Below are 21,317 nucleotides of genomic sequence, written 5' to 3'. Positions count from 1 at the left end.
GGGAGGGACATGCACGTGAGGACACGACGTCTGGGTATCGCGGCGGTCGGCCTGATCGCGGCCGCGGCGCTCGTCGCCGGCTGCCAGCCGGCCCCCAAGGCCGAGCCGGGCGCGACGCCGTCGGCCGCGGCTTCGACGCAGGCGCAGGCCTCGGCGGCCGACGCGCTCACCGCGGCGACGGGCAAGCTGAAGACCACCACCGCGAAGATCACCATGACCATGGGTGGCGCCGCCTCGATGAAGGCCACCGGCAGCGTCGACGGCCCGAACAAGAAGGTCGCCATGAACATGGTGATCGGCGCCATGGGGCAGAACCTGACCATGGACACCGTGCAGATCGGTGACGAGGTCTGGCTGAAGTACGCCGGCGTCCCGGGCCTGCCCAAGGACTGGATGCACGTCGACGTCACCAAGCTCGGCCCGAACAGCACCGTGCGCAAGTCGCTGGAGGACCCGTCGTTCAGCGAGAACCTGCTGCGCACCGCCGCGCAGGTCAGCTGGGACGGCACCAACAAGGTCAAGGGCACCATCGACATGACCAAGTCGCCGACCATGAACGCGGCCGCGGCCGCCGCGCTGGGCGACAAGGCCACCGCGGTGCCGTTCACCGCCACCCTGGACGACCAGGGCCGTCTGCTCACCATGACGATGGCCGTGGGCGACGCCGTGCCGCAGGCGGGCATCACCGACATGGTCGTGACGTACTCCGCCTACGGCGAGCCGGTGACGGTCGAGAAGCCCGCCGGCAAGATCGTCGAGGCGCCGGTCGAGCTGCTGGCCAACCTCTGACCCGTCGCGGTCCGGGCCGGGGCTGATCCCCTCGGCACGCCCGATTCGCCGCCTTCACCAGGCCTTCCGGCCCGGTGAAGGCGGCGTTTCCCGTTCGGGGGCGCGGGTAGGGGTGAGAACGTGATCTCGTACCCCGCCGTGAGAGGTGACGCCGTGACGCCGACCAGCACCGGCAGCTGCTGATGGAAGCCGAGCAGTTGATGCGGGCGGCGGTCGTCGTGATCGCGGCGATCGGCGTGGCGGTGGTCGTGGGCTGGCTGTCGCGGCTGGTGGTGCGGCTGGTCGCCCGCCGCAGGTACCGCCGGTTCCTGGAACAGCTCAGCCAGGCCTGCCGGTGGGCCTTCCGGGCCGTGCTGCTGGTGGTCGCGCTGATGGTGGCACTGCCGTTCACCGGGCTGACCGGACCGGCCCGCGAGGTCGTGCACCACACGCTCGTCATCGCTCTGATCGCGACGTCGGCCTGGCTCGCGGTGCGGGTGCTGTTCGTGCTGGAGGACGCCGCGTTCCGGCGGCTGCCCGTCGACGTCGCCGACAACCGGCGCTACCGGCGGGCGCGTACCCGGATCGGCATGGTGCGCCGCCTCACCGCGGTCACCGTCACCCTGCTGGCCGTCGCGTCGATCCTGATGACCTTCGCGCCGCTGCGCGCCCTCGGCGCGTCCCTGCTCGCCTCGGCCGGGCTGGCCGGTGTCGTGGCGGCGCTGGCCGCGCACGCCACCCTGGCGCACATCTTCGCCGGCCTGCAGCTGGCCTTCACCGACGAGCTGCGCCTCGACGACGTGGTGGTGGTCGAGGGGGAGTGGGGCCGCGTCGAGGAGCTGCGGCTGACCTACGTCGTGGTCCGGCTGTGGGACGAGCGCCGGCTGGTGCTGCCCACCACCTACTTCACCACCACGCCGTTCCAGCACTGGACCCGCAACGACGCCCGGGTGCTCGGCGCGTCGATCCTCTACCTGGACCACCGCATGCCGGTCGACGCGCTGCGCGAGCAGGCGCAGCGCGTCGTGGAGGCGTCGCCGCTGTGGGACCGCCGGGACTGGGTGCTGCAGGTCGTCGACACCACCGAGACCGCCATGGTGGTGCGCGTGCTGGCCTCGGCCGACGACGCGGCGAAGGCCTACGACCTGCGCTGCGAGATCCGCGAGAAGCTCATCGCGTACGTGCGCGAGCACCACCCCGAGGGACTGCCGCAGACCCGCGTCGCCGTCGTCCCGCCGCCCGATCAGCCGTGATCAGTAGCGCACGCTGATCCGCTGCTCGACCGCGTCGACCCGCACGTCCCCGCCGACCGGCAGGATCAGCTGCGGGTCGGTGTGGCCGATGTCCAGGTCGAACACGAGCACCGCGTCCGGGGCGTACGCCGCCACGGCCCGCCGGACCGCGTCGCGCTGCTCGTCGCGGTACACCGCCTTCTGCCCGGGCGTGGGCCGCCGCTCGAAGTTCCAGGCCATGGGCCGCCCGACCAGGATCGCGCCGAAGCGCTCCAGCAGACCGCGCTCGCCCATGTTGCGCAGCGTCCGGAAGACCTCCTCGCCGGCGGGCATCTCCTCCGAGGTCTCGACGACCAGCACGTGCCCGTAGAAGCGCTCCGGCGGCCCGACGAAGCCCGCCTGCAGCAGCCAGGACAGTATCTCCAGGCAGCCGCCCCACAGCGGCCCCTCGACGACGCGCTGCGGCCCCTCCCAGCGCCAGCCGTCGACCGGCCACATACGCGGCGGCACACCGCGCAGCGAGGCGTCCGCCCAGTCGTTCGGCTCGTCGCCGTGGTCGGCCGAGGCGGTCAGCTCCTGCCAGCCGGGCGTGAACAGGGCAGCGCGCAGGCTGCTCGCCGACAGTGGGTGCATGCCGCCGCCGCGGGCCAGCGAGGTCATCACCGCGCCGCCGTGGAAGGCGACCACCCCGAGGTGGAACAGGTGGTTGAGCAGGTTGGTGTTGTCGGAGAAGCCGAAGAACGGCTTGGGGTTGGCCCGGATCACCTCGTCGTCGAGGTGGCGCAGCACGGTGATCTGGTCGTCGCCGCCGATGCTGGCGATGATCGCGCGGATCGCCGGGTCGGCGAAGGCCGCGGTGATGTCGCGGGCCCGCTCACGCGGTGTGGCCGACGCCGCGCGGGTGGTCGGGAACTCCACCGGGACCAGCCCGAACTCGTCACGCAGCCGGGACAGGCCCAGCTCGTACACGTCCGGGAAGACCGCGGGCACCCCGGCGCTGGGGGACAGGACCGCGATGCGGTCGCCGGGGCGGGGCTTGGCTGGATACACCATGTCGGGCATGGGCGGAAACTAGCCGATCCACCCGATCGGGGCACCCGAATTCAGTCCAGCAGGCCCTGTTCCTCGGCGCGGGTGATCGCGTCGGCCAGCACGTCGAGGTCGACGACCGCGTCGCGGATGGTGGCGGCCACCTCCTGCAACGGCTCGATCTCGGCGGCGCGCACCGAGAACAGGTCGGCCTCGGAGTCGAACTCGACCTGGTCGAGCACCTCGGGCGCGCGTTCGGCCAGCAGCACCTGCACCACGCCCTCCCAGGCGTAGCCGTTGCCGAGCCAGCCCTGCTCGTCGAAGATGTCCACATAGTCGTCGAAGTCGTCGAAGATCAGGCTGAACTCGCCGGAGCCGTGCTCGACCAGCTTGCAGGGGTCGAAGTCGGGGTCACGTGCCATGTCCGCGACTATAGGCCTTGACCTGTGTCACTGCGGTTTCACCGAAAGGCCGACTTCGCCTCCGCCGAATCGGTGAATTTCACCGGGTCAACCCGCTGTTCGCGACGCGTCCACCCGGGCGGCAGCCTCGCGGGCCGGTGCTGGGCCGGCGACCGGGGCCGCGCGGCTGCCCCGTCACCGTCCGCGTGTCGGGCGCGCGGGCCGAATTCTGCAGGTGTGAGCAGGAAGAAGCCCTCTGAGTGGCGAATCAGCGGTTCGACCATCTGTGCGACCGCGCGAGAACATGGCAGGCTTTCTCATCGTGACGATGGTCAGGCAGTGGCAGCGGGTCTCGGCGTACGGGTTGGCGCGCGAGGGCGACACCGTGCTGCTCGTGCAGATCGGCCGCAGCGCCCACGGGGACCTCGGCAAATGGATGCCGCCCGGCGGCACCATCGAGCACGGCGAGCACCCCGCCGAGACGGTCGTGCGCGAGTTCGCCGAGACCACGGGCCTGGAGGTGCGTGTCGACGCCCTGCTGGAGGTCGGCTCCGACCACCGGCAGCTGACCGGCGGCATCGACTTCCACGGCGTGTTCATGCTGTACGGCGTGACCGTGCTCGGCGGCGACCTGCGCCCGCAGCCCGACGGCATCATGGTCGAGCCCAGCTGGCACTCCGCGTCCGAACTGGACCAGATCCCGATGCTGGACGCGGTGCGCGACGTGCTGCGCGCCGCCGTCAAGAAGTAGGTCCCGCCTCCCGCCGCGCCTCGGTCCGTGCCTGGCGCAGCGCCTCGGTGATGCGCGGACCCCGGCGGGCGAAGCCCAGCTGCGCGGTGGCCTCGGCGATCACCTCGTCCTCGGTGCGGTTGAGGCCGTCGCTCTCGATCCAGCGGATCAGGTCCACCAGCGTCTGCCGCGGCACCTCGGTGATCTGCGCGGCCGCGGGCAGCTCGGGCTTCGGACCGCTGCGCCCGGTCGCCGACGGCAGCCGCAGGGTGACGCCCTCGGCCACGGTGTCCGCCGGCAGCCCGGCCGACTCCGACACCGCCAGGTCGTACACGGCCCGCGCCTTGGCGATCTCCACCTCGCGCTGGCGCATCCAGTCCGTGGACCAGATCCGGTGGAAGCGCCAGCCCAGCCGCTCCAGGTGCTGCTGGCGAAGCCGGTCGCGGTCGCGCACGGTCGGCGAGGCGTGGTAGGACGCCCCGTCGGCCTCGATCGCCAGCACCAGCCGCTCCGGGTCGTCGGGATGGGTGGCCGCGAAGTCGATCCGCTGCCCGCCGATGCCGTGCTGGACCACCAGCGGGATGCCCGCGGCGGTGAGCTTGGCCAGCACGTCGGCCTCGAACGGGTTCAGCGCCGGGGAGGTCGTCGCGGCCAGCGACTCGCGGCGGCCGCCGGAGGAGGCGTACGCCAGGAAGTCGCGCAGCATCACCGCGCCCTCGGCCCGCAGCCGCTGCGGGTCCATGTCCAGGTGGGTGAACGAGCTGACCACCGTCATCCGGCGGCGGGCCCGGGTGATCGCCACGTTGAGCCGCCGGTGGCCGCCCTTGGTGTTCAGCGGCCCGAACCGGTACAGCATCCGCCCGTCCAGGCCCTTCGGGTAGCCGACGGTCAGGATCACCGCGTCGCGCTCGTCGCCCTGCACCCGTTCGATGTTCTTGACGAAGAACGGCTCGTGCCCGTGCTCGGCGAAGTACGGCTCCAGCTCCGGCCGGGTGGCCAGCGCCCGGCGCAGCGCGGCGTCGACCCGCTCGGCGTGCGTGATGCCCATGGTGATGACGCCCAGCGACTCGGCGGGCCGCTGCGCGGCGTGCGCGAGGATCAGCTCCACCACCCGGCGCACCTCGGCGCTGCCGCTCTCGGCGGACGCGTCCGGGTCGGCCTCGCCGCTGACCAGCACGTGGCTGATGCAGTCCCCGGCGTCCGCGCCCGGGAACGTGGTCAGCGCGTTGCCGTTCGGGCTGTACACGTGCCGGTCGGAGAAGGCGATGAGCCGCTCGTCGCGGCTGCGGTAGTGCCAAGCCAGGTGTCGCACCTGCGGCAGCGGCAGGGTGTGCGCGAACGCCTGCAGCAGCGACTCGACGTCGTCGCCGAGCGCGGTGCCGTCGTCCGGGAGGTCGGCGTCGCCGTCGGCGCGCTGGAAGAAGTTCGTCGGCGGCAGCTGGTGCTCGTCGCCGGCCACCACGACCTGCCGACCGCGCATGATCGCCGGTACGCCGTCGACCGGTTCGACCTGGCTGGCCTCGTCGAAGATGACCACGTCGAACAGCACCCGCGGCGGCAGCACCTGGCTGACCAGCAGCGGGCTCATCGCCCAGCACGGCTTGAGCGCGGTCAGCGCGTCCGGGGCCTGCTCGAACAGCCGCCGCACCGGCAGGTGCCGGGCCTTCTTCGCGGCCTCCCGGCGCACCAGCTGCTGCTGGTCGGGGAACTCGTCGAGCACCGCCATCAGGTTGCGGGCGGCCAGGTGCCGCACCCGCTGCGCGGCGGCGGTGATGTGCGCGGCGTCGGCGGTGTGGAACTCGGCCACCGCCGCGTGCAGGGCCGCGCCGTGGAACGCCGACAGGTGCTCGTCGGTGAAGCGCACGTGCTCCAGCACCGAGCTGAGCCACGCGTGGTCGAACGCGGCCCCGGCCCGCGTCGTGTCACCGCCGACCCCACGGGCGGCCAGCTCGTCCAGCAGCCGCCGGGCGCGCCACTCCACCAGGCTCGCGGCCAGCTCGTTGCGGCGCGCGGTGCGCAGCAGGTCGGCCTGGTCGCCGGCGAGCCGGTCCAGCTCCGGCCGCAGCAGCGCCAGGTCGTCGTTGTCGATCGGCACGTACCCGCGCAGCGGCTCCAGCGCCCCGGTGAACTCGGCGAACGCGGCCAGCGCCGCAGCGGCCGCCGGGCTGGTGCGCGGCGGCTGCCCGTCGCGGCTGACCACCCGCCAGCGGGCCAGCTCGTCGGCCGCGGCGACGGCGGCCTCGTGCAGCTCGGCGGTGCTCGGCCGGCCCGGCGCGATCCACTGCGCCCGGATCTGCTTGAGCACCTTGCGGCGCTGCCAGAAACCCATGTCGCCGCGCTCGGGACCGGCCGCCGAGGCGGTGCCCCAGGCGGCGAGATCCGCGGTGTACGCCTCCGGCCGCAGCCGCCGCAGCGTGACGTCCACGTCGGACAGCAGCGCGGCCATCTTCTGCGCGGAACTCAGGGTGCCGGGCACGGACAGGCCCAGCTGAGCGGCCAGCGCGGTGATCTGCTGCCGGGCCGGGGCGAGCGTCGTCGCGGCCTGTCCGGCCAGCGTGTACGCGAGCTGCGCGGTGGCGCGGTCGGGCACGGTCGAGCGGACCCATGGACCCGGGCCGGGTTCGGGGTCGAACGCGCCCAGCTGCGCCAGCTCCGTCAGCGCGGCACGCAGCCGGGCCGCGGCCGGCGCGTCCAGGCGGGCCAGGTCCTCGCCGGACCAGCGCTGCGGGGTCATGTCCGCGGGGCTGATGCCCAGCAGCCGCGACTGCAGCTCGAACATGGACAGGCCCCACGGGTCGTGGCGGGTGTGCAGCGCCGCGTGGTGGCGGGCCAGCGCGCCGCGCGCGTCGACCAGGCTGCGGTCGGTGTCCTCGGTGGTCGGCCGGGTCTCGTGGCGGGCCCGCTGCAGCCGCGAGTCCAGCGCGCGGGCCAGCTCGCGGCGGCTGCCCTGGTCACCGTGCAGGTTCTGCACGAGGTCGTCGAGGCCGACCTGGTTGAGCCGGTCGAGCACGGCGTCGATGGCGGCGCGCTTCTCCGCGACGAACAGCGCGGTGCGGCCCCGCGCCGCCAACGCCATGATCATGTTGGCGATGGTCTGGCTCTTGCCGGTCCCCGGCGGACCCTTGACGACCAGGTGGTGCCCGGCGACCGCCGCGTTGACCGCATAGCTCTGCGACGAGTCCGCGTCCAGGACCAGGAACTCGTCGCCCGGGGCCAGCCGGTCCGGCGCGTCCGGTTCGACCGGCGCGGTGGCGTACAGCTCGCTCAGCGCCCGCGGGTCGCCCGCCAGCGCGGCGATGACCTCGCTGCTCTCCAGCAGCTCGCCGTGCTCGGTGATGTCGGCGACCATCGGCAGCTTCTCGTACAGGAACGTGCCGACCAGCAGCTCCGGGCTCACCGTGAAGCCGCGCACGTCCTGTGCCGCCTTGGTCAGCTGCTCGAACAGTGGCGCGGGATCGTACGGCCCCTCCGGCAGCGCGTCGAGCAGCGTCTCCGGGTCGATGTCGAGCCGGTGCTCCTTGAACAGCTTGAACAGCAGCACCGGGTTGACCGTCGGCTCCGGGTCGAGCGTCAGCGCGAAGTCGGTCTCCGCGGCCGAGGTGGTGCGCACCGTCAACCGGTGCAGCAGCACCGGCGAGCGCGGCGTCCGGTCCGGCTCCCACCAGCTCGCGATCCCGCTGGCCAGATAACCGACGTCGACGCCCCGCTCCTCGGCCAGCGTGCGCATCCGGGTCCGGATGGTCCGCGTCCGCCGCATCGCGTCCGCGTGCGCGACCTCATCGGCGAACAACTGACGCAGCGTCACCGTGCGGCCCGCCATCAGCACGGTCACCGCCTCCGGCCGCGCGCCGTCCAGCCGCAGCGTGCCGGCCTTGAGATCGCGGTAATACGCCAGCTGGTTGCGCCCTGAATCATCCACCAGGGCATCAGCCCACCGCCTCGTGGCGAGCGCGACATGGGACGGCTGCGGAGCGTTGCCAGACACGGTCACGGCCCAACGATCGCAGACTCCCGCACCCCCGCCAAGCTCCCCACCGAAAGGAAGGGCACCTTCACATCGCTATATGTTGCGGAAGGGCACCTTCCCAACGTCGACCTGACGCTGACCAGGAAGGACGGACCGGTGCGTCGGGCGGATCACGTGGCGCGGCGGGTCACCGCGTGCCAGCGTGTCGTCTGCCGTGTTCGGCCTGGCCGGAGGCGTTCACGAGGGCTGAGCGTGGTTCAGGATCACGTGCAGCAGGTCGTCGAGGCCTGCGGCGAACTCGGCGTCCCAGTCGGGCGGCTGCGCCAGTACCCCCGAAAGCTCTTGATGCGACGGCGCCGCGCTGCCCGCGGCCTCCGCGCGGGCGTGGCGGCGGGGGTCGGCCGGCGCGAAGCGGCCGGTGATCTCGCCGACCGCGTAGCCGAGCACATAGGTCGAGACCAGGCGCTCCAGGCGCGGGACCTGCGCCGGTGGCACGCCCGCGGTCAGCAGCGCGCCGTAGAGCGCGTCGACCAGTCGCACCGCGTCGGGCGTGATCGCGGGCCGCGACAGCAGCAGCGGATAGACGGCGGGGTGACGGTGGGCCAGCGCGCGGCCCGCGTGGGCGATGGCGCGCAGCCGCACGTCCCACGCGCCCGGAGCGGCCGCCGCGGGCAGCAGCTCGGCCAGCAGCAGGTCGACCAGGCCGTCGAGCAGCGCGTCCTTGTTGCCGACATACGGGTACAGCGCCATCGGCGTGACCCCGACCCGGGCCGCGACCGCGCGCATGGACAGCGCGTCCAGCCCGCGCTCGTCGGCCAGCGCCAGCGCGGCGGTCAGGATCTCCCGCCGCCTGGCCTCGACACCCAACTCCGCCATGCTCTACAGTGTAGATCTATACAGCGTAGATCACAAAGGAGGCGCGGCATGCTGGACGCGTCGGGACTGCGCAAGACATACGGCCCGGTCACCGCCCTCGACGGCTTCGACCTCACCGTCGCGCCCGGCGAGATCTGCGGCCTGATCGGCCACAACGGCGCCGGCAAGAGCACCTTCGTCGAAGTCGTCACCGGCCTGACCCGCCCCGACGCGGGCACGGTCACCGTGGGCGGCCTGCCGCCGACCCGCGCCCGCCACCTGGTCGGCCTCGCCCCGCAGGAGATCGCGCTCTACCTGTCCGTCACCGTCGAACGCAACCTGCGCCTGTTCGGCGCACTCGCCGGACTGCGCGGCGGGGCACTGCGCCAGGCGATCGACGACACCGCCCAGGCGCTCGGCCTCACCGATGTGCTGCGCCGCCCTGTCGGCCTGCTCTCCGGCGGGCAGCGCCGCCGCGCCCAGGCCGCGACCGCGATGCTGCACCGGCCCGCCCTGCTGCTGCTCGACGAGCCCACCACCGGCGCCGACCCGGGCACCCGCGCCGCGCTGCTGCGGCTCGTACGCGCCCACGCCGCCGACGGCGCGGCTGTCCTGTACACCACTCACTACCTGCCCGAACTGGTCGATCTCGGGGCCACGCTCGCGGTGTGCCGGGCCGGGCGGGTCATCAAACGGGGCAGCCAAGACGAGCTGCTGGCCGGACACGAGACCCTCGACGACCTCTACCACGCCCTGGCGGCCGACCATGCGTAGCCTCGCCCTCGTCCGGCTCAACCTGGCCCTGCTGGCCGCCGAACCCGGGGCGGTGATCAGCCGCATCGGCATGCCGCTGGTGATGATCACCGTGCTGCGGCCGCTGTACCGTGCCGCCATCGGCGACCAGGGGACGACCCACGCGGTCACCGGCATGCTGGTGCTGTTCTCGCTGCTGGGGCTGTCCATCGTCGGCGGCTCGCTGCTCACCGAGCGCTCCTGGCACACCCTGGACCGGCTGCGCGCCACGCCCGCGTCGCCGTGGCAGATCCTGACCGGCAAGGCGGTCACGCTCGGCGGGGTGCTGCTGGCGCAGCAGGCGGTGGTGCTCGGGTACGGCGTCGTCGCGCTCGGCCTGCGGGTCGCCCGCCCCGACCTGCTCGCGCTCGCGGCCCTGGCCTGGGCGGTGACGCTGCTGCTGCTCGGGGCCGCGGCCGCGATGACGGTACGCGGCCACAGCGAACTCGGCGCGGTCAACGACCTCGGCGCGCTGCTGCTGTCCACGCTCGGCGGCGCGATGGTGCCGCTGCCGCTGCTACCCGGCTGGGCGCAGACGATCGCGCCCGCGTCCCCGGGGTACTGGGCGCTGCAGGCGCTCGGCGGCGCGGCGGCCGGTGACGCTGCGGCCGTGCTGCGCGGCTGCGGGGTGTTGCTGCTGGTGGCGTCAGCCGCCGGAGGTTACGCCGCATGGCGCATGAACCGGGGCTGGGGGCGCAGCCGGCTGTTGTGACCCTGCGGGCTCCGCGCGGCGGGTGTGGCTCCACGCACCGCGAAGCCGGCCCACACGAGGCCTAGTCCGGCGCAACCGCGTGGCACACCACTGGCCGAGACTGAAGACGCCCTGCTGAGCGTGCCCCAGGCGTTAAGAAGGTGCCCTTCCTCTACGCGGAGCGATGTGAAGGTGCCCTTCCTTTCACAGGTAGCAGCCGGTGGAGGGTTCGGGGGTGATCTGGACGAGGTCGCGGTCGCCGCGCTGGATGGCGAACAGTTCCGCCAGTGTCGCGCCCGACGAGCTGAGGCCCACCGTGCTGCCCAGCCAGGCGCTCGCCTGCGCGAAGGGCAGCGGGCCGACCTCGATCTGGGCCAGGCACCGGCCGGGACGGACCACGGCGGGATGCAGCTTGTTGAGCGGTTCGTTCGTGGTCAGCCCGACAAGGACGTCACGCCCCTGGGCGAGCAGGCCGTCGGTGAGGTTGAGCAGGCGCGACAGCGCCTGGCCGCTGGAGGCCTTCGCGGCCGAGGAGATCAGCTCGTCGCAGTCCTCGACCAGCAGCAGCCGCCAGCGGCGCTCCTCCTGCTCGTCGTCGCCGATGGCGACCTCCATCAGGTAGCTGGAGTCGTGGAACAGGTTCTCCGGGTCGAGCACGCAGTCGACCTGGCACCACGACGACCATGCCCGCGCGAGCGCGCGCAGCGCGGTGGTCTTGCCGGTGCCGGGCACGCCGTGCAGCAGCAGCAGGCGGCCGCTGATCGAGTCCGGGGTGAGCGTCATCAGGCGCTCCAGCGAGCCCGCTACGTCGGCGGAGTAGTTGTCCCGGATGGCGTCCCAGGCCGGGGTGGTGATCGGGCGGGTGCTGCGCTGCGCGCCGCGCTTGGCCGAGTGGTGCCAGAAGCCCATCGGCACCGTGTCGGCACGCTCGGCGTGCTCCTCGCGCGCGTTGCGCGTGGCCGCGTCGAGGATGCGCAGCGCCAGCTCCTCGGTGGTCGCGGTGACCGTGACCTCGGCGACGCCGCCACGCCAGCGCGCGGCCCGCAGCGTCCAGCCGTCGCCCGCGGCGAGGTGGCTGCGCAGGCCGTCGTCGGTGGCCACGCGCAGCACGTGTCCCTCCTCCGGCAGCAGGGCGGCGTCCTTGCGTACGCGGGGCAGGCGGGCGGTGTGGGCGTACGGCTGCTCGCCCGTGCTGAACGGGGCGAGGATCATCGCGTCGACGACGTCCCGAGGAGTGTCGGAGTCGTCGAGGGTGAGGTTCGTCGACAGCTGCGGCAGAGTGCCCATACGTCGATGATCTCGCAATTGGACCTGCGCACCTAGTGGTTTTCCACCTCGATATCAGCCCTGAGCTGGGGCCGCGCTCAGATCCCGAGTTTCGCCCAGGGCCCCCAGATCGCGATGGTCATGCCGTGGATCGCCAGCACGTTCACGAACAGCGTGTGCCCGTCCGGGCTGAACGCGCAGCCCGCGAACTCGTCGCGCTCACGCGACACCCCGGCGCGGTTGGTGAGGCGGTTGAGCGCGATGTCGAGCACCTCCCCGTGCCGGGTCAGGCCGCGTACGTAGTTGTTGTTCGCGCCGTCCTCGCACAGGATGAGCGTGCCGTTGGGGCTGGTGGTGATGTTGTCCGGGAAGTCCAGTCCGTCCACGGCCGGGCACTGGTACACCAGCCGCAGCACCTCCTCCGCGCAGTGGTACGCCCAGATCTGCCCGTGGCCGTTGCCGTAGCCGCTGTCGAAGGGCCCCTCGTCCTTCTCCGGCCGACCACCGCCCTGCGTGGAGGTGAAGTACACGACGCCTTGCCGGTACGTCGAGCCCTCCAGGCGCGAGAACAGCGCCGCGCCGCCGTCGCGGCCCTGGTCGCCCACGTGCCGCAGCGCCTGGTGCTCGGTGGTCGGCGCGGGCACCCCTTCGGTGTACGGGAAGCGCGGCGCCGGGTCGTCGATGTCGACCCAGGTGACCGGGAAGACCGCGCCGGGTTCCTGCGCCGCGGCCAGGTCCAGGCGGGGACGGCCCTTCACGGCCAGCGCCTGCAGCCGCCCGCCGTCGGCGATGCCGCGCCCGTCGGCCCGCAGCGGGTCCGGCGCGCGCGGCGGCAGGTAGCGGTAGAAGCAGCTGGCGAAGGCGAAGTTGTCCTCGGTCAGGTAGAGCGCGCCGCCGTCCGGGTCGTACGCCACCGACTCGTGCGCGAAGCGGCCCGCCGCGGTGATCGGCTGCGGCTCCACCGCGCCCTGCGCGGGCACCTCGAAGATGAAGCCGTGGCGCTCCTTGAGCAGGTAGTTGCCCAGCCCGGCGACGTCCGGCCCGTTGACGGTCTCCTCGCAGCTGACCCACGTGCCCCACGGCATGCGCCCGCCGCAGCAGTTGGTGTGCGTGCCGCTCAGGCTGGTGTGCGAACGCACCACCTCGCCGTACCGGGTCACCTCGACCGTGCTGGTGCCGCCGCAGGCCGCCGGGTCGTAGGTGACGTTGGCCGGACCGAACGCCTGCCCGGTGACCTTGACCTCGTGGTTGCGGACCAGGATCGTGTTGCCGCCCGGCGCCTGGAACGCGCCCATGCCGTCGTGGCTGCCCGGCAGGCGGCTGCCGTCGTCGAGCACCACCGGCCACTCGGTGTCGTGAAAGGAGCGGTAGGCGAAGCCCTCCGGCACCCACAGCCGCGGTACGCCGTCGCGCAGGTCGGCCGCCGGCGCGAGCTTGATCCGGGTGGGCGGCTTCGGCGCGGCCTCGCGGGCCAGGAACCCGCCGAAGGGACCGGCGGCGAACAGGCCACCCGCCACGGCCGCGCCGCCGAGCAGCGAACGCCGTTTGATCACCATCTGCGGGCTCACTTCCGTGCGTCGAGGGAGCTACGCAGGTGCAACGAGCGAACCACCCGCATGATCACGCATCGACGCGGCCCGTGGTCCTTACGCCTGCCCGGCGTCCGGAACGGGCCCGCGCTGCGCGGTGAGCCGCTGGTGGGCGGCCATGCGGTCGAGCACCTTGCCGGCCTTGGCCGACAACACCTCCGCCGGGTCGAAGCCGAGACTGCGGATCGCGACGAACGACGCCAGGGCCACGTCGGCCAGCTCGTCGGCGACCTCGCGCGGTGAGTGCGTGACGCCCTTGCGCGGGTTCTGCCCCTGCACGCCGATCCAGGCGCTGGCCGCCTCGCCCGCCTCCTCGGTCACCTTGAGGATGCGCATGGTCTGCTGCTGCGGGCCACTGCCGTGGTGCGCGTCCAGCCACCCCACCGCCGCGTCCACCACCCGCCGGGTCGTCTCGTCCACCCGCCGCACCCTACCGGCCCCGCCACATCCGCCCCGCCGCCACGCGCGCCGTGCGCCGTGCGCCGCAAGGTCATCCGACTTGCCAGGCAATCGTGCGTATCTTGAGCGCGGATATGCCCACCTGCCTGGCAAGTCGAGCGATCTTGGGCGTTGCGGTGCCGGCGGGGCGGGCGATGTCGTACGCGGTGGTTAGCGTGCGGGGCATGGCGTTGGACGTGACTGTGGGGGCGGGGCCGCTGGCCGAGGCGGCGGCGCAGTTGTTGCGGCTGCTGCCGGTGCGGGCGCACCAGCCGGCGCTGGCGGGAGTGCTGCTGCGCGCTGACGCCGAAGGGCTGGCGCTGGCGGCCTCCGACGGCGAGGCGTGGGCCAGGGTGCGGGTGGCCGCCACGGCGCACACCGACGGCGAGGTCGTGGTGTCGCGGCGCGCGCTGGCCGACGCCGTGGCCACGCTCGACGCCGCGCAGCTGCGCCTGTGCACCGAGGGATCCCGGCTGGCGGTGCGCACCGAGCGGGCCCGTTTCGCGCTGCCCACGCTCGACCTCGACACCTTCCCGCGTCCGCCGCAGGCGCCCGCGCAGCGGGGTGTGCTCGCGGGAGCGGACTGGCGGGCCGCGGCCGCGGTCGCCGGCGCGGCCTCCCGTGAGGACGCGCTGCCGCTGTTCACCGCCGTGCGAATGCGCTCGGCGGGCGCGGTGGTCTCGCTGCTGGCCACGGACCGCTTCCGGCTCGCCGCGGCGCGCCCGGCCTGGCGGCCCGAGCCCGGCGCGGAGCTGGACGTGCTGATCCCGGCCGCGCTGGTGGCCGAGCTGGGCCGCCAGGCGGGCCGAGCGGCCGAGGTGGGCCTGCACGCCGACGACGGCCGGTTCGCGCTGTCCTGGCCCGGCTGGACGGTCGGCACGGCCTCGCTGGCGGTGGCCTTCCCCGACCGGCAACTCGACCAGCTCCTGGCCACGCAGGCCGAGGCGACGGTGCGGGTGGACGCCGACGAGCTGGCCGCGGCAGTGGCGCGCGCGGCGCACTACGCCGGGCCGCGCGGCGCGGTCACCCTCGAACTCGGTGACGGCGAGCTGACCGTGCGGGGCAGCGACCCGCTGGCCGGGGAGTCGTCCGAGGCGCTCAAGGCCGACCTGCTGGGCGACCGGCTGACCCGGCAATACCAGGCCCGCTACCTGCTCGACGCGCTGCGCCCGTTCGCGGGCCGCCAAGCGCGCCTGGAGATCCAGTCCGCGCTGCGCCCCACCGCCTTCACCACGGCGTCCCCCGATCCCGGCGTCGACCTCCGCTACCTCGTCGTCCCCCTCCGCCCGGCAGAACCCACCGACCGCCCCTGACCCGTTGTGTCACCAGGGTGGTGCGGTGCCCGCGGCGCGTTGTTCGGCGGCGAGGGTGACCAGCTCGGGATACCAGGAGCCGTCGGTGAGCAGCAGGCGCAGCGCCTCTGCGAGCGGGTGCGCGCGTACCTCCAGGACGGTCTCGCCGTCGTCGGGGTTGTCGGGCTCGCCCTCGATGCCGACCTCGGCGAAGCACCACAGCCAGGCCTTCTCCGGGTGCGGCTGGTGCGACCGGTACGGCGCGGGCAGGTCGGACACGGCATGGTGCGCGCCGATGACGTGCAGCGGGCCGCGCAGCACCGCTCCGGCCTCCTCGCGCAGCTCGCGGGCCGCGCACGCGGCGACGCTCTCGTCGGGCTCGCGGGTGCCGCCGGGCAGGAACCACACGTCGCGGTCATCCCGGCAGAGCACGACGCGGTCCCCGTCGAAGCCGACGACGTGCACGTTGGTGACGAGCCCGTCCTCGGGCGGCGTGGTGGAGAACCGGCAGTCCACGCCGGCCCACTCCCAGCGCTGCGGGGCGAACAGCAACGGAAAACGGTCATGAGGGGACGCCACGGCCCGGATGGTAGCGCACCCCGTCCGCCCGACGATCTTCCCTCGAGTACAGTCGCCCGGTGCCGACTCCGACCGAACCCGCGCCGACCGGCGGGACGTCTGCCGTGCCGGCCCCGACGGAACCCGCCGCACCGACCGGGGGGACGGGCGCGCCCACCCCGACCGCACCCGCATCGACCGACGGGACCACGGCCGTGCCGGCCCCGACCGGAGTGCGCCGGACGGCGGGCGCGGTGCTGTCGGGCATGCTGGGGCACGCTGCGGTTGTCGGGGTGGTCCTGGCCGCCGTGAGGGTCGTGGTGGCCGAGGCCGATGGCGACCTTGAAGCCGGTGGCAGGTTCGCGGTGTTCTACTCGTCGGTCTGCCTCCTGCTGAGCGGCGAGGCGGTGCTGCTGGCGCTGGTCGCCTGGGGTGCCGGGTACGGCGGGGCAGGCTGGCGCAGGGGGTTGTGGGCCGGGTGGGCCGCCGGATTGGCGCTGCTGGTCCTGTGGATCGCGAGCTGGTGGTGACCGACCGGCGCGGCGCGCCTGTCAGGACAGCGGGTTGGCCGCCGGGACGGCGAGCAGGTCGAGGAAGGCATGCTGGGTGTTGCCGGTGTCGCGCAGCAGCTCGCGGGCCTTGGCCAGGGGGATGAAGCGGCAGGTGACGACGAGGCCGGTGTCCCAGACGCCGGGATCGCCGATGACGGTGTGCCGCCACTGGCCGCGGTCGTCGTCGGCGCGCAGGTGGAAGTAGACGTTCAGGTATGGCCGCCGGGTGTCGGCGAACCGGCCGCTCTGCACACCCACCACGCTGAGCACGGACAGCGGGCCGGACACCCCGGTCTCCTCGTACGTCTCCCGGACCATCGCGTCGTTGAGCAACTCGCCCCGTTCCACGCCGCCGCCGGGCAGGTGCGTGCCGGGGGTGCTCGGATACTCGAAGACCAGCAGTTCCAGAGCGTCGTTCGCGCCCCGGGTGACGTATCCGGTGACCCGCAGCCGGGTGGGCCGGTGCGCGCCGATGCCGCTGACCGAGACGAACAGCCCGACCTGCACCAGCGTGACCAGCACCGCGCCGACCGCCCACCACAGCGCGAAGTCGCCGAACACCGACGCGACGACCAGGCCGAGGCCGAGCCCGCCCGCGATCGGTGCGGTGATCTGCCACCACAGCGGTGCGGCGGCCAGCCGGCGGCGGTCGCGCCAGATCCACCACCAGGCCAGCGCCGACCCGGCGATCGCCAGCACCGCGCCGACCGTGTCGAGCAGGCCGGGGCCGTGCGCGTCGCTGAACGAGATCAGGCGTGGGCCGTCGTCGGGCACGGCCAGCAGCAGGCCGCCCAGCAGGGTGCAGACCGCCCAGGCGGCGATGACGTGAGCACGGCGCACCTTCGGCTGCTCCTCCACTGACGACGGTGGTTGCACCATATCGGCCTGCCTCACCGTTGTGGGGGAGCGTCGTGGTGTCCGGCCAGCAGTTCCTGGAACCAGATCTTCGCCTTGATCGCGGGCCCGCGCAGCTGCGTCTCGCGCCAGGTGGACCGGGCCAGCTTCGCTTCGGCCTGCGGGGTCGGCCGCATGTAACGCCAGCGGGCCCAGGGGGAGTGCGGGCGGGCCAGCCGGATCGCGCCGACGATCAGCAGCACCGGGATGAACAGGCCGATCAGTCCCGTCCAGATCTTGCCCTTGACCAGGGTGAGCAACACCAGGCCCAGGTGGGTGGAGGCGATCGCCCCGGCGATGGCCCAGCCGAAACCGCCGGCCGCGGCGGCGGCCAGGATCAGCCGGTCGATCCCTGCCGGGCGTACGCCGAGCACGAGCAGCCCGGTCACCGCGACCGCCACGAACACGGCGTCGATCGAGGTGCGGCCCTTCTCCGACCAGTACACGTCCTCCAGGTGCAGGATCAGCGCGAACTCGTCGAGCACCAGGGCCGAGCCGATGCCGAACAGCGCGGCGAGGACCGAGCGCCAGAGCACGTACTCGTCCGGCACGACCAGCGCGGCGACGCCCGCCACCAGCATGAACACGACGCCGAAGACGACGTGGTGGATGTGCAGCCCGCCGCCGGGGGTGACGTTGCCGGGCCACCACTTCACCTGGGCTCGGATCATGCGGACCGAGAACCGGATGAACACGAACCCGAAGATCACCCCGGCGAAGAAGCAGAACAGCGGCAGCCGGCCGGTCTCCACGACCGTGCGGTGGAACCAGTCGGACACCGTCCCACCCCCGCCCCCATACCCGAGCTTTCATCGTATTTGCTGCGTTAAGTCTAGTGAGTGCCTTATGTTCGTGTTGACGCCCCGGAGACTTCGCCGACGAGACGAGGTGGCACGTGGCTCCACCTGCTGCAGGCGCGGCGACCCGCGCGAACGGACGGAACTGGCGGGAGAAGGTGCCCCGCGTCTTCGCCACCTTCATCGCCGTCATCGCCCTGATCAGCGCGCTGGCCGCGATCGGCGGCGCGATCGGGCACAGCACCCAGCCGCTGCGGCGCGTCCTCGACGACGTCCTGATCCCCGTCCCGGCGAACCTCGCATACGCGGCCTTCATGGCGGTGCTCGCCGCCGCCACCGCCCGGCGCAAGAAGATCGCCTGGTGGACCATGATCGTCTACTTGTTCATCGACGTCGGATCGAGCGTGCTCGCGCTCGGTGTGATCACGCTGGTGCCCGAGGGCGAGCTGGTCGACGATGCCGGAGTGCCGCTGTTCAGCGGCTGGGGCCGGGCGGCCACCAGCATCGCGGTGCTCGTCGGCGTCGCCGCGCTGATCATCCTGTTCCTGGCCCGCGACCAGTTCTACGCCCGGATCCGCAAGGGCGCGGTGTGGAAGGCCCTCGCGGTCTTCGCGGGTGTCGCCGCGGTCGGCATCGGCCTGGGCTACAGCCTGGTCGCCGCGTTCCCCGGCACGCTCGGCTCGGACGCCGGCGAGCAGCTGGCGTACGCGGCGGAGAAGGTGCTCGGCGGCGCGTTCGAGTTCGACGTGACCCGCGACGGCGCCGCGCCCGGTTGGGTCAACTTCCTCCTCGGCCTGTTCGGCGCGATCGCGGTGTTCGCGGCGTTGTTCACGCTGCTGCGCTCGCAGCAGGTCAACGCGGTGCTGGAGCCCGCCGACGAGGTCAAGGTGCGCGGCCTGCTCGACCACTACGGCGAGCGCGACTCGCTGGGCTACTTCGCCACCCGGCGGGACAAGCTGGTGACCTTCTCCCCGAGCGGCAAGGCCGCCGTCACCTACCGCCCGGTCAACGGGGTGAGCCTGGCCAGCGGCGACCCGATCGGCGACCCGGAGGCCTGGGGCGCGGCCATCGGCGCGTGGCTGGAGGAGGCCCGCAGCTACGCCTGGACCCCGGCGGCCATGGGCGCCAGCGAGGAGGGCGCGACCGCGTACCACAAGGCGGGTCTGAAGGTCCTGGAGCTGGGTGACGAGGCGATCCTGCTGACCGACCGGTACTCGCTGGACGGCCGGGAGATGCGCCAGGTGCGCCAGGCCGTGAACCGGGTCGAGCGGGCCGGGTACACCTCGACGGTGCGCCGGCATGCCGAGATCCCGCCCGAGGAGATGAAGGAGATCGCGGAGCTGGCCACCCGGTGGCGCGACACCGACAGCGAGCGCGGCTTCTCCATGGCGCTGGGCCGCCTCGGCGACCCCAACGACGGGCAGTGCGTGCTGGTCGAGGCCCGCGACCGCGACGGCATCGTGCGCTCGATGCTGTCGTTCAGCCCGTGGGGCCGCCGCGGCCTGTCGCTGGACCTGATGCGCCGCGACCACGAGGCCGAGAACGGCGTCATGGAGTTCATGGTCACCGCGCTCATGACCGCCGCGCCGAAGCTGGGCGTGGAGCGGGTCTCGCTGAACTTCGCGGTGTTCCGGGCGGTGTTCGAGGAGGGCGGGCGCATCGGCGCCGGGCCGATCCTGCGGCTGTGGCGGCGGGTGCTGATGTTCTTCTCCAAGTGGTGGCAGCTGGAGCAGCTGTACCGCTCGAACATCAAGTACCAGCCGGAGTGGGTGCCGCGTTTCCTGTGCTTCGGCGAGCGGCGCGACCTGGCCAAGGTCGGCCTGGCCTCGGCGATCGCCGAGGGCTTCCTGACCGTGCCGGGCACGCCGGTCGCGGCGCTGGATGCGACCTCGGCCCCGGTCCTCGCGGGCCTGCCCGCGCCCGTGGAACCGGCGGCGCTGGCCGGTGCGGCGCACGACGAGAGCGTCAACGAGCAGATGGCGGTACGCCTGGCCAAGCTCGAACGGCTGCGCGCTGCCGGCGTCGACCCGTACCCGGTGGGCTTCCATCCGACCGCGACCTGCGGGCAGATCCGTGAACGCCATCCGCAGACGCCCGCCGACACCCGCACCGGCGACCGGGAGTCCGTGGCCGGCCGGGTGATGCTGCTGCGCGACCACGGCCACATCGCCTTCGCGACCATCCGCGACTGGGACGGCGACCTGCAGCTGATGATCGACCGGGACGTCGCGGCGTGGACCGAGGCGATCGACATCGGCGACCACGTCGGCGTCACCGGTGAGGTCGTGACCACCAAGCGCGGCGAGCTGTCGGTGCACGTGGACGCCTGGGAGATCACCGGAAAGTGCCTGCGCCCGCTGCCGGACAAGCACAGCGGCCTGTCCGACCCGGAGGCCAAGGTCCGCCAGCGCTACCTGGACCTGATCACCAGCAGCACCGCGCGGGAGCTGCTGAAGGCGCGCAGCGCGGCGGTGCACAGCCTGCGACAGTCGTTCAGCGACCGGGGCTTCATCGAGGTCGAGACGCCGATCCTGCAGCGCATCCACGGCGGCGCCAACGCCCGCCCGTTCACCACCCACATCAACGCCTACGACCTGCGCCTCTACCTGCGCATCGCGCCCGAGCTGTACCTGAAGCGGCTGGCCGTGGGCGGTGTGGAGAAGGTGTTCGAGCTGGGTCGCACCTTCCGCAACGAGGGCGTGGACTACAAGCACAACCCCGAGTTCTCGATGCTGGAGGCGTACCAGGCCTATGCCGACTACGACTCGATGCTCACGCTGACCAGGGAAGTGGTGCAGTCCGCGGCGCGGGCCGCCAACGGCGAGTGCGTGATCATGCACGACGGGCAGGCGCACGACGTGTCGGGGGACTGGGCCGTGCGGACCGTCGACGAGGCGGTGTCGTCCGCGCTCGGTGAGGAGATCACCGCCGACACCGATGTGGAGAAGCTGCGTAAACTCTGCGACGCCGCGAAGATCCCGTACGACCCGAAGTGGGGCCGCGGCGCGGTGGTGCTGGAGATGTACGAGCGGCTGGTCGAGGAGAAGACCGTCCTGCCGACGTTCTACAAGGACTTCCCGACCGAGGTGTCGCCGCTGACCCGGCAGAGCCGCGTCGACGCGCGGCTGGCCGAACGCTGGGACCTGGTCGCCTTCGGCACCGAGCTGGGCACCGCGTACTCCGAGCTGACCGACCCGATCGAGCAGCGCCGCCGGCTCACCGAGCAGTCGCTGCTGGCCGCGGGCGGCGACCCTGAGGCGATGGAGCTGGACGAGGACTTCCTGCAGGCCCTGGAGTACGCCATGCCGCCCACGGGCGGACTCGGCATCGGCGTCGACCGGCTGGTCATGCTGCTCACCGGGCGGTCCATCCGGGAGACCCTGCCGTTCCCGCTGGTGCGCGGAGCGCGCTGAAGGCCATACCACCTATTTGGGCATTTTGGTATTATGCCGATAAATAGGTCGCAG

General features: G+C 72.9%; 18 protein-coding genes. 8 read left to right on the top strand and 10 right to left on the bottom strand.

Annotation, left to right across the window (positions count from 1 at the left end):
• Positions 1-15 precede the first annotated feature (15 nt).
• Together AB0B35_RS27215 and AB0B35_RS27210 are read left to right on the top strand one after the other, a co-directional pair.
• Positions 16-789 (top strand): hypothetical protein, encoded by a 774-nt coding sequence (locus AB0B35_RS27215; protein WP_361050196.1) that lies wholly within the window; start codon positions 16-18, stop codon positions 787-789.
• Positions 790-971: 182 nt separating this feature from the next.
• Entirely contained in the window at positions 972-2,021 is a 1,050-nt protein-coding gene (locus tag AB0B35_RS27210; protein WP_361050193.1) for a mechanosensitive ion channel domain-containing protein, read from the top strand.
• Here the strand turns inward: AB0B35_RS27210 and AB0B35_RS27205 are convergent, their stop codons facing one another.
• Positions 2,022-3,062 carry a S66 peptidase family protein gene (locus tag AB0B35_RS27205; protein WP_361050190.1) on the bottom strand — a complete coding sequence of 347 codons (1,041 nt, stop codon included), beginning with the start codon at positions 3,060-3,062 and terminating at the stop codon, positions 2,022-2,024.
• Between the two features lie 41 nt (positions 3,063-3,103).
• Positions 3,104-3,451 carry an Imm51 family immunity protein gene (locus AB0B35_RS27200; RefSeq protein WP_360534594.1) on the bottom strand — a complete coding sequence of 116 codons (348 nt, stop codon included), beginning with the start codon at positions 3,449-3,451 and terminating at the stop codon, positions 3,104-3,106.
• Between the two features lie 307 nt (positions 3,452-3,758).
• On the opposite strand from AB0B35_RS27200, the gene AB0B35_RS27195 reads away from it, so the two are divergent.
• The gene (locus tag AB0B35_RS27195; protein WP_360534771.1) at positions 3,759-4,181 is read left to right on the top strand and encodes an NUDIX domain-containing protein; all 423 of its coding nucleotides are present in this window, start codon (positions 3,759-3,761) and stop codon (positions 4,179-4,181) included.
• Here AB0B35_RS27195 and AB0B35_RS27190 read toward each other — a convergent pair.
• Positions 4,171-8,079 (bottom strand): AAA domain-containing protein, encoded by a 3,909-nt coding sequence (locus AB0B35_RS27190; protein WP_361050187.1) that lies wholly within the window; start codon positions 8,077-8,079, stop codon positions 4,171-4,173. The genes AB0B35_RS27195 and AB0B35_RS27190 overlap by 11 nt on opposite strands.
• 285 nt (positions 8,080-8,364) lie before the next feature.
• Positions 8,365-9,003, bottom strand: a complete 639-nt coding sequence (locus AB0B35_RS27185; protein WP_361050184.1) for a TetR/AcrR family transcriptional regulator — start codon at positions 9,001-9,003, stop codon at positions 8,365-8,367.
• Between the two features lie 48 nt (positions 9,004-9,051).
• On the opposite strand from AB0B35_RS27185, the gene AB0B35_RS27180 reads away from it, so the two are divergent.
• Complete coding sequence (locus AB0B35_RS27180) at positions 9,052-9,756, top strand: ABC transporter ATP-binding protein (RefSeq protein ID WP_361050181.1); 705 nt, start codon at positions 9,052-9,054, stop codon at positions 9,754-9,756.
• Positions 9,749-10,486, top strand: coding sequence for an ABC transporter permease (locus AB0B35_RS27175; protein ID WP_361050178.1), 738 nt, complete (start codon positions 9,749-9,751; stop codon positions 10,484-10,486). The genes AB0B35_RS27180 and AB0B35_RS27175 overlap by 8 nt, the downstream gene beginning before the upstream one ends.
• A gap of 183 nt (positions 10,487-10,669) precedes the next feature.
• Here AB0B35_RS27175 and AB0B35_RS27170 read toward each other — a convergent pair whose 3' ends face one another.
• The 3 genes from AB0B35_RS27170 to AB0B35_RS27160 all read right to left on the bottom strand — a co-directional run bounded on the left by AB0B35_RS27170 (position 10,670) and on the right by AB0B35_RS27160 (position 13,740).
• On the bottom strand, positions 10,670-11,752 hold the full coding sequence (locus AB0B35_RS27170; RefSeq protein ID WP_360534584.1) for a DUF5925 domain-containing protein: 1,083 nt from the start codon (positions 11,750-11,752) through the stop codon (positions 10,670-10,672).
• A 77-nt stretch (positions 11,753-11,829) separates the two neighbouring features.
• The gene (locus tag AB0B35_RS27165) at positions 11,830-13,287 is read right to left on the bottom strand and encodes an alkaline phosphatase PhoX (RefSeq protein ID WP_360534582.1); all 1,458 of its coding nucleotides are present in this window, start codon (positions 13,285-13,287) and stop codon (positions 11,830-11,832) included.
• Between the two features lie 90 nt (positions 13,288-13,377).
• Positions 13,378-13,740, bottom strand: a complete 363-nt coding sequence (locus tag AB0B35_RS27160; protein WP_361050175.1) for a MazG-like family protein — start codon at positions 13,738-13,740, stop codon at positions 13,378-13,380.
• Between the two features lie 203 nt (positions 13,741-13,943).
• Here AB0B35_RS27160 and dnaN point away from each other — a divergent pair, with 203 nt between their 5' ends.
• A complete protein-coding gene (dnaN, locus tag AB0B35_RS27155; protein WP_361050172.1) occupies positions 13,944-15,071 on the top strand; it encodes a DNA polymerase III subunit beta in 1,128 nt (375 codons plus the stop codon).
• Between the two features lie 9 nt (positions 15,072-15,080).
• On the opposite strand, the gene AB0B35_RS27150 is transcribed toward dnaN, so the two are convergent.
• On the bottom strand, positions 15,081-15,629 hold the full coding sequence (locus AB0B35_RS27150; protein ID WP_361050169.1) for an NUDIX hydrolase: 549 nt from the start codon (positions 15,627-15,629) through the stop codon (positions 15,081-15,083).
• Positions 15,630-15,688: 59 nt separating this feature from the next.
• Here AB0B35_RS27150 and AB0B35_RS27145 point away from each other — a divergent pair, with 59 nt between their 5' ends.
• Positions 15,689-16,138, top strand: a complete 450-nt coding sequence (locus AB0B35_RS27145) for a hypothetical protein (RefSeq protein ID WP_361050166.1) — start codon at positions 15,689-15,691, stop codon at positions 16,136-16,138.
• 21 nt (positions 16,139-16,159) lie between these two features.
• Here AB0B35_RS27145 and AB0B35_RS27140 read toward each other — a convergent pair whose 3' ends face one another.
• Both AB0B35_RS27140 and AB0B35_RS27135 read right to left on the bottom strand, forming a co-directional pair.
• Positions 16,160-17,038 carry an NUDIX domain-containing protein gene (locus AB0B35_RS27140; protein WP_361050163.1) on the bottom strand — a complete coding sequence of 293 codons (879 nt, stop codon included), beginning with the start codon at positions 17,036-17,038 and terminating at the stop codon, positions 16,160-16,162.
• A gap of 11 nt (positions 17,039-17,049) precedes the next feature.
• The gene (locus AB0B35_RS27135; protein ID WP_361050160.1) at positions 17,050-17,832 is read right to left on the bottom strand and encodes a hypothetical protein; all 783 of its coding nucleotides are present in this window, start codon (positions 17,830-17,832) and stop codon (positions 17,050-17,052) included.
• A 116-nt stretch (positions 17,833-17,948) separates the two neighbouring features.
• Here AB0B35_RS27135 and lysX point away from each other — a divergent pair, with 116 nt between their 5' ends.
• Positions 17,949-21,263 (top strand): bifunctional lysylphosphatidylglycerol synthetase/lysine--tRNA ligase LysX, encoded by a 3,315-nt coding sequence (gene lysX / locus AB0B35_RS27130; protein ID WP_361050158.1) that lies wholly within the window; start codon positions 17,949-17,951, stop codon positions 21,261-21,263.
• Positions 21,264-21,317: the final 54 nt, after the last annotated feature.

Source organism: Catellatospora sp. NPDC049133, from assembly GCF_040648455.1.
GTDB classification, from domain to species: Bacteria; Actinomycetota; Actinomycetes; order Mycobacteriales; family Micromonosporaceae; genus Catellatospora; species Catellatospora aurea.
The sequence above is the reverse complement of the archived record's forward strand: the minus strand, read 5'-3'. Positions and strand labels throughout refer to the sequence as shown.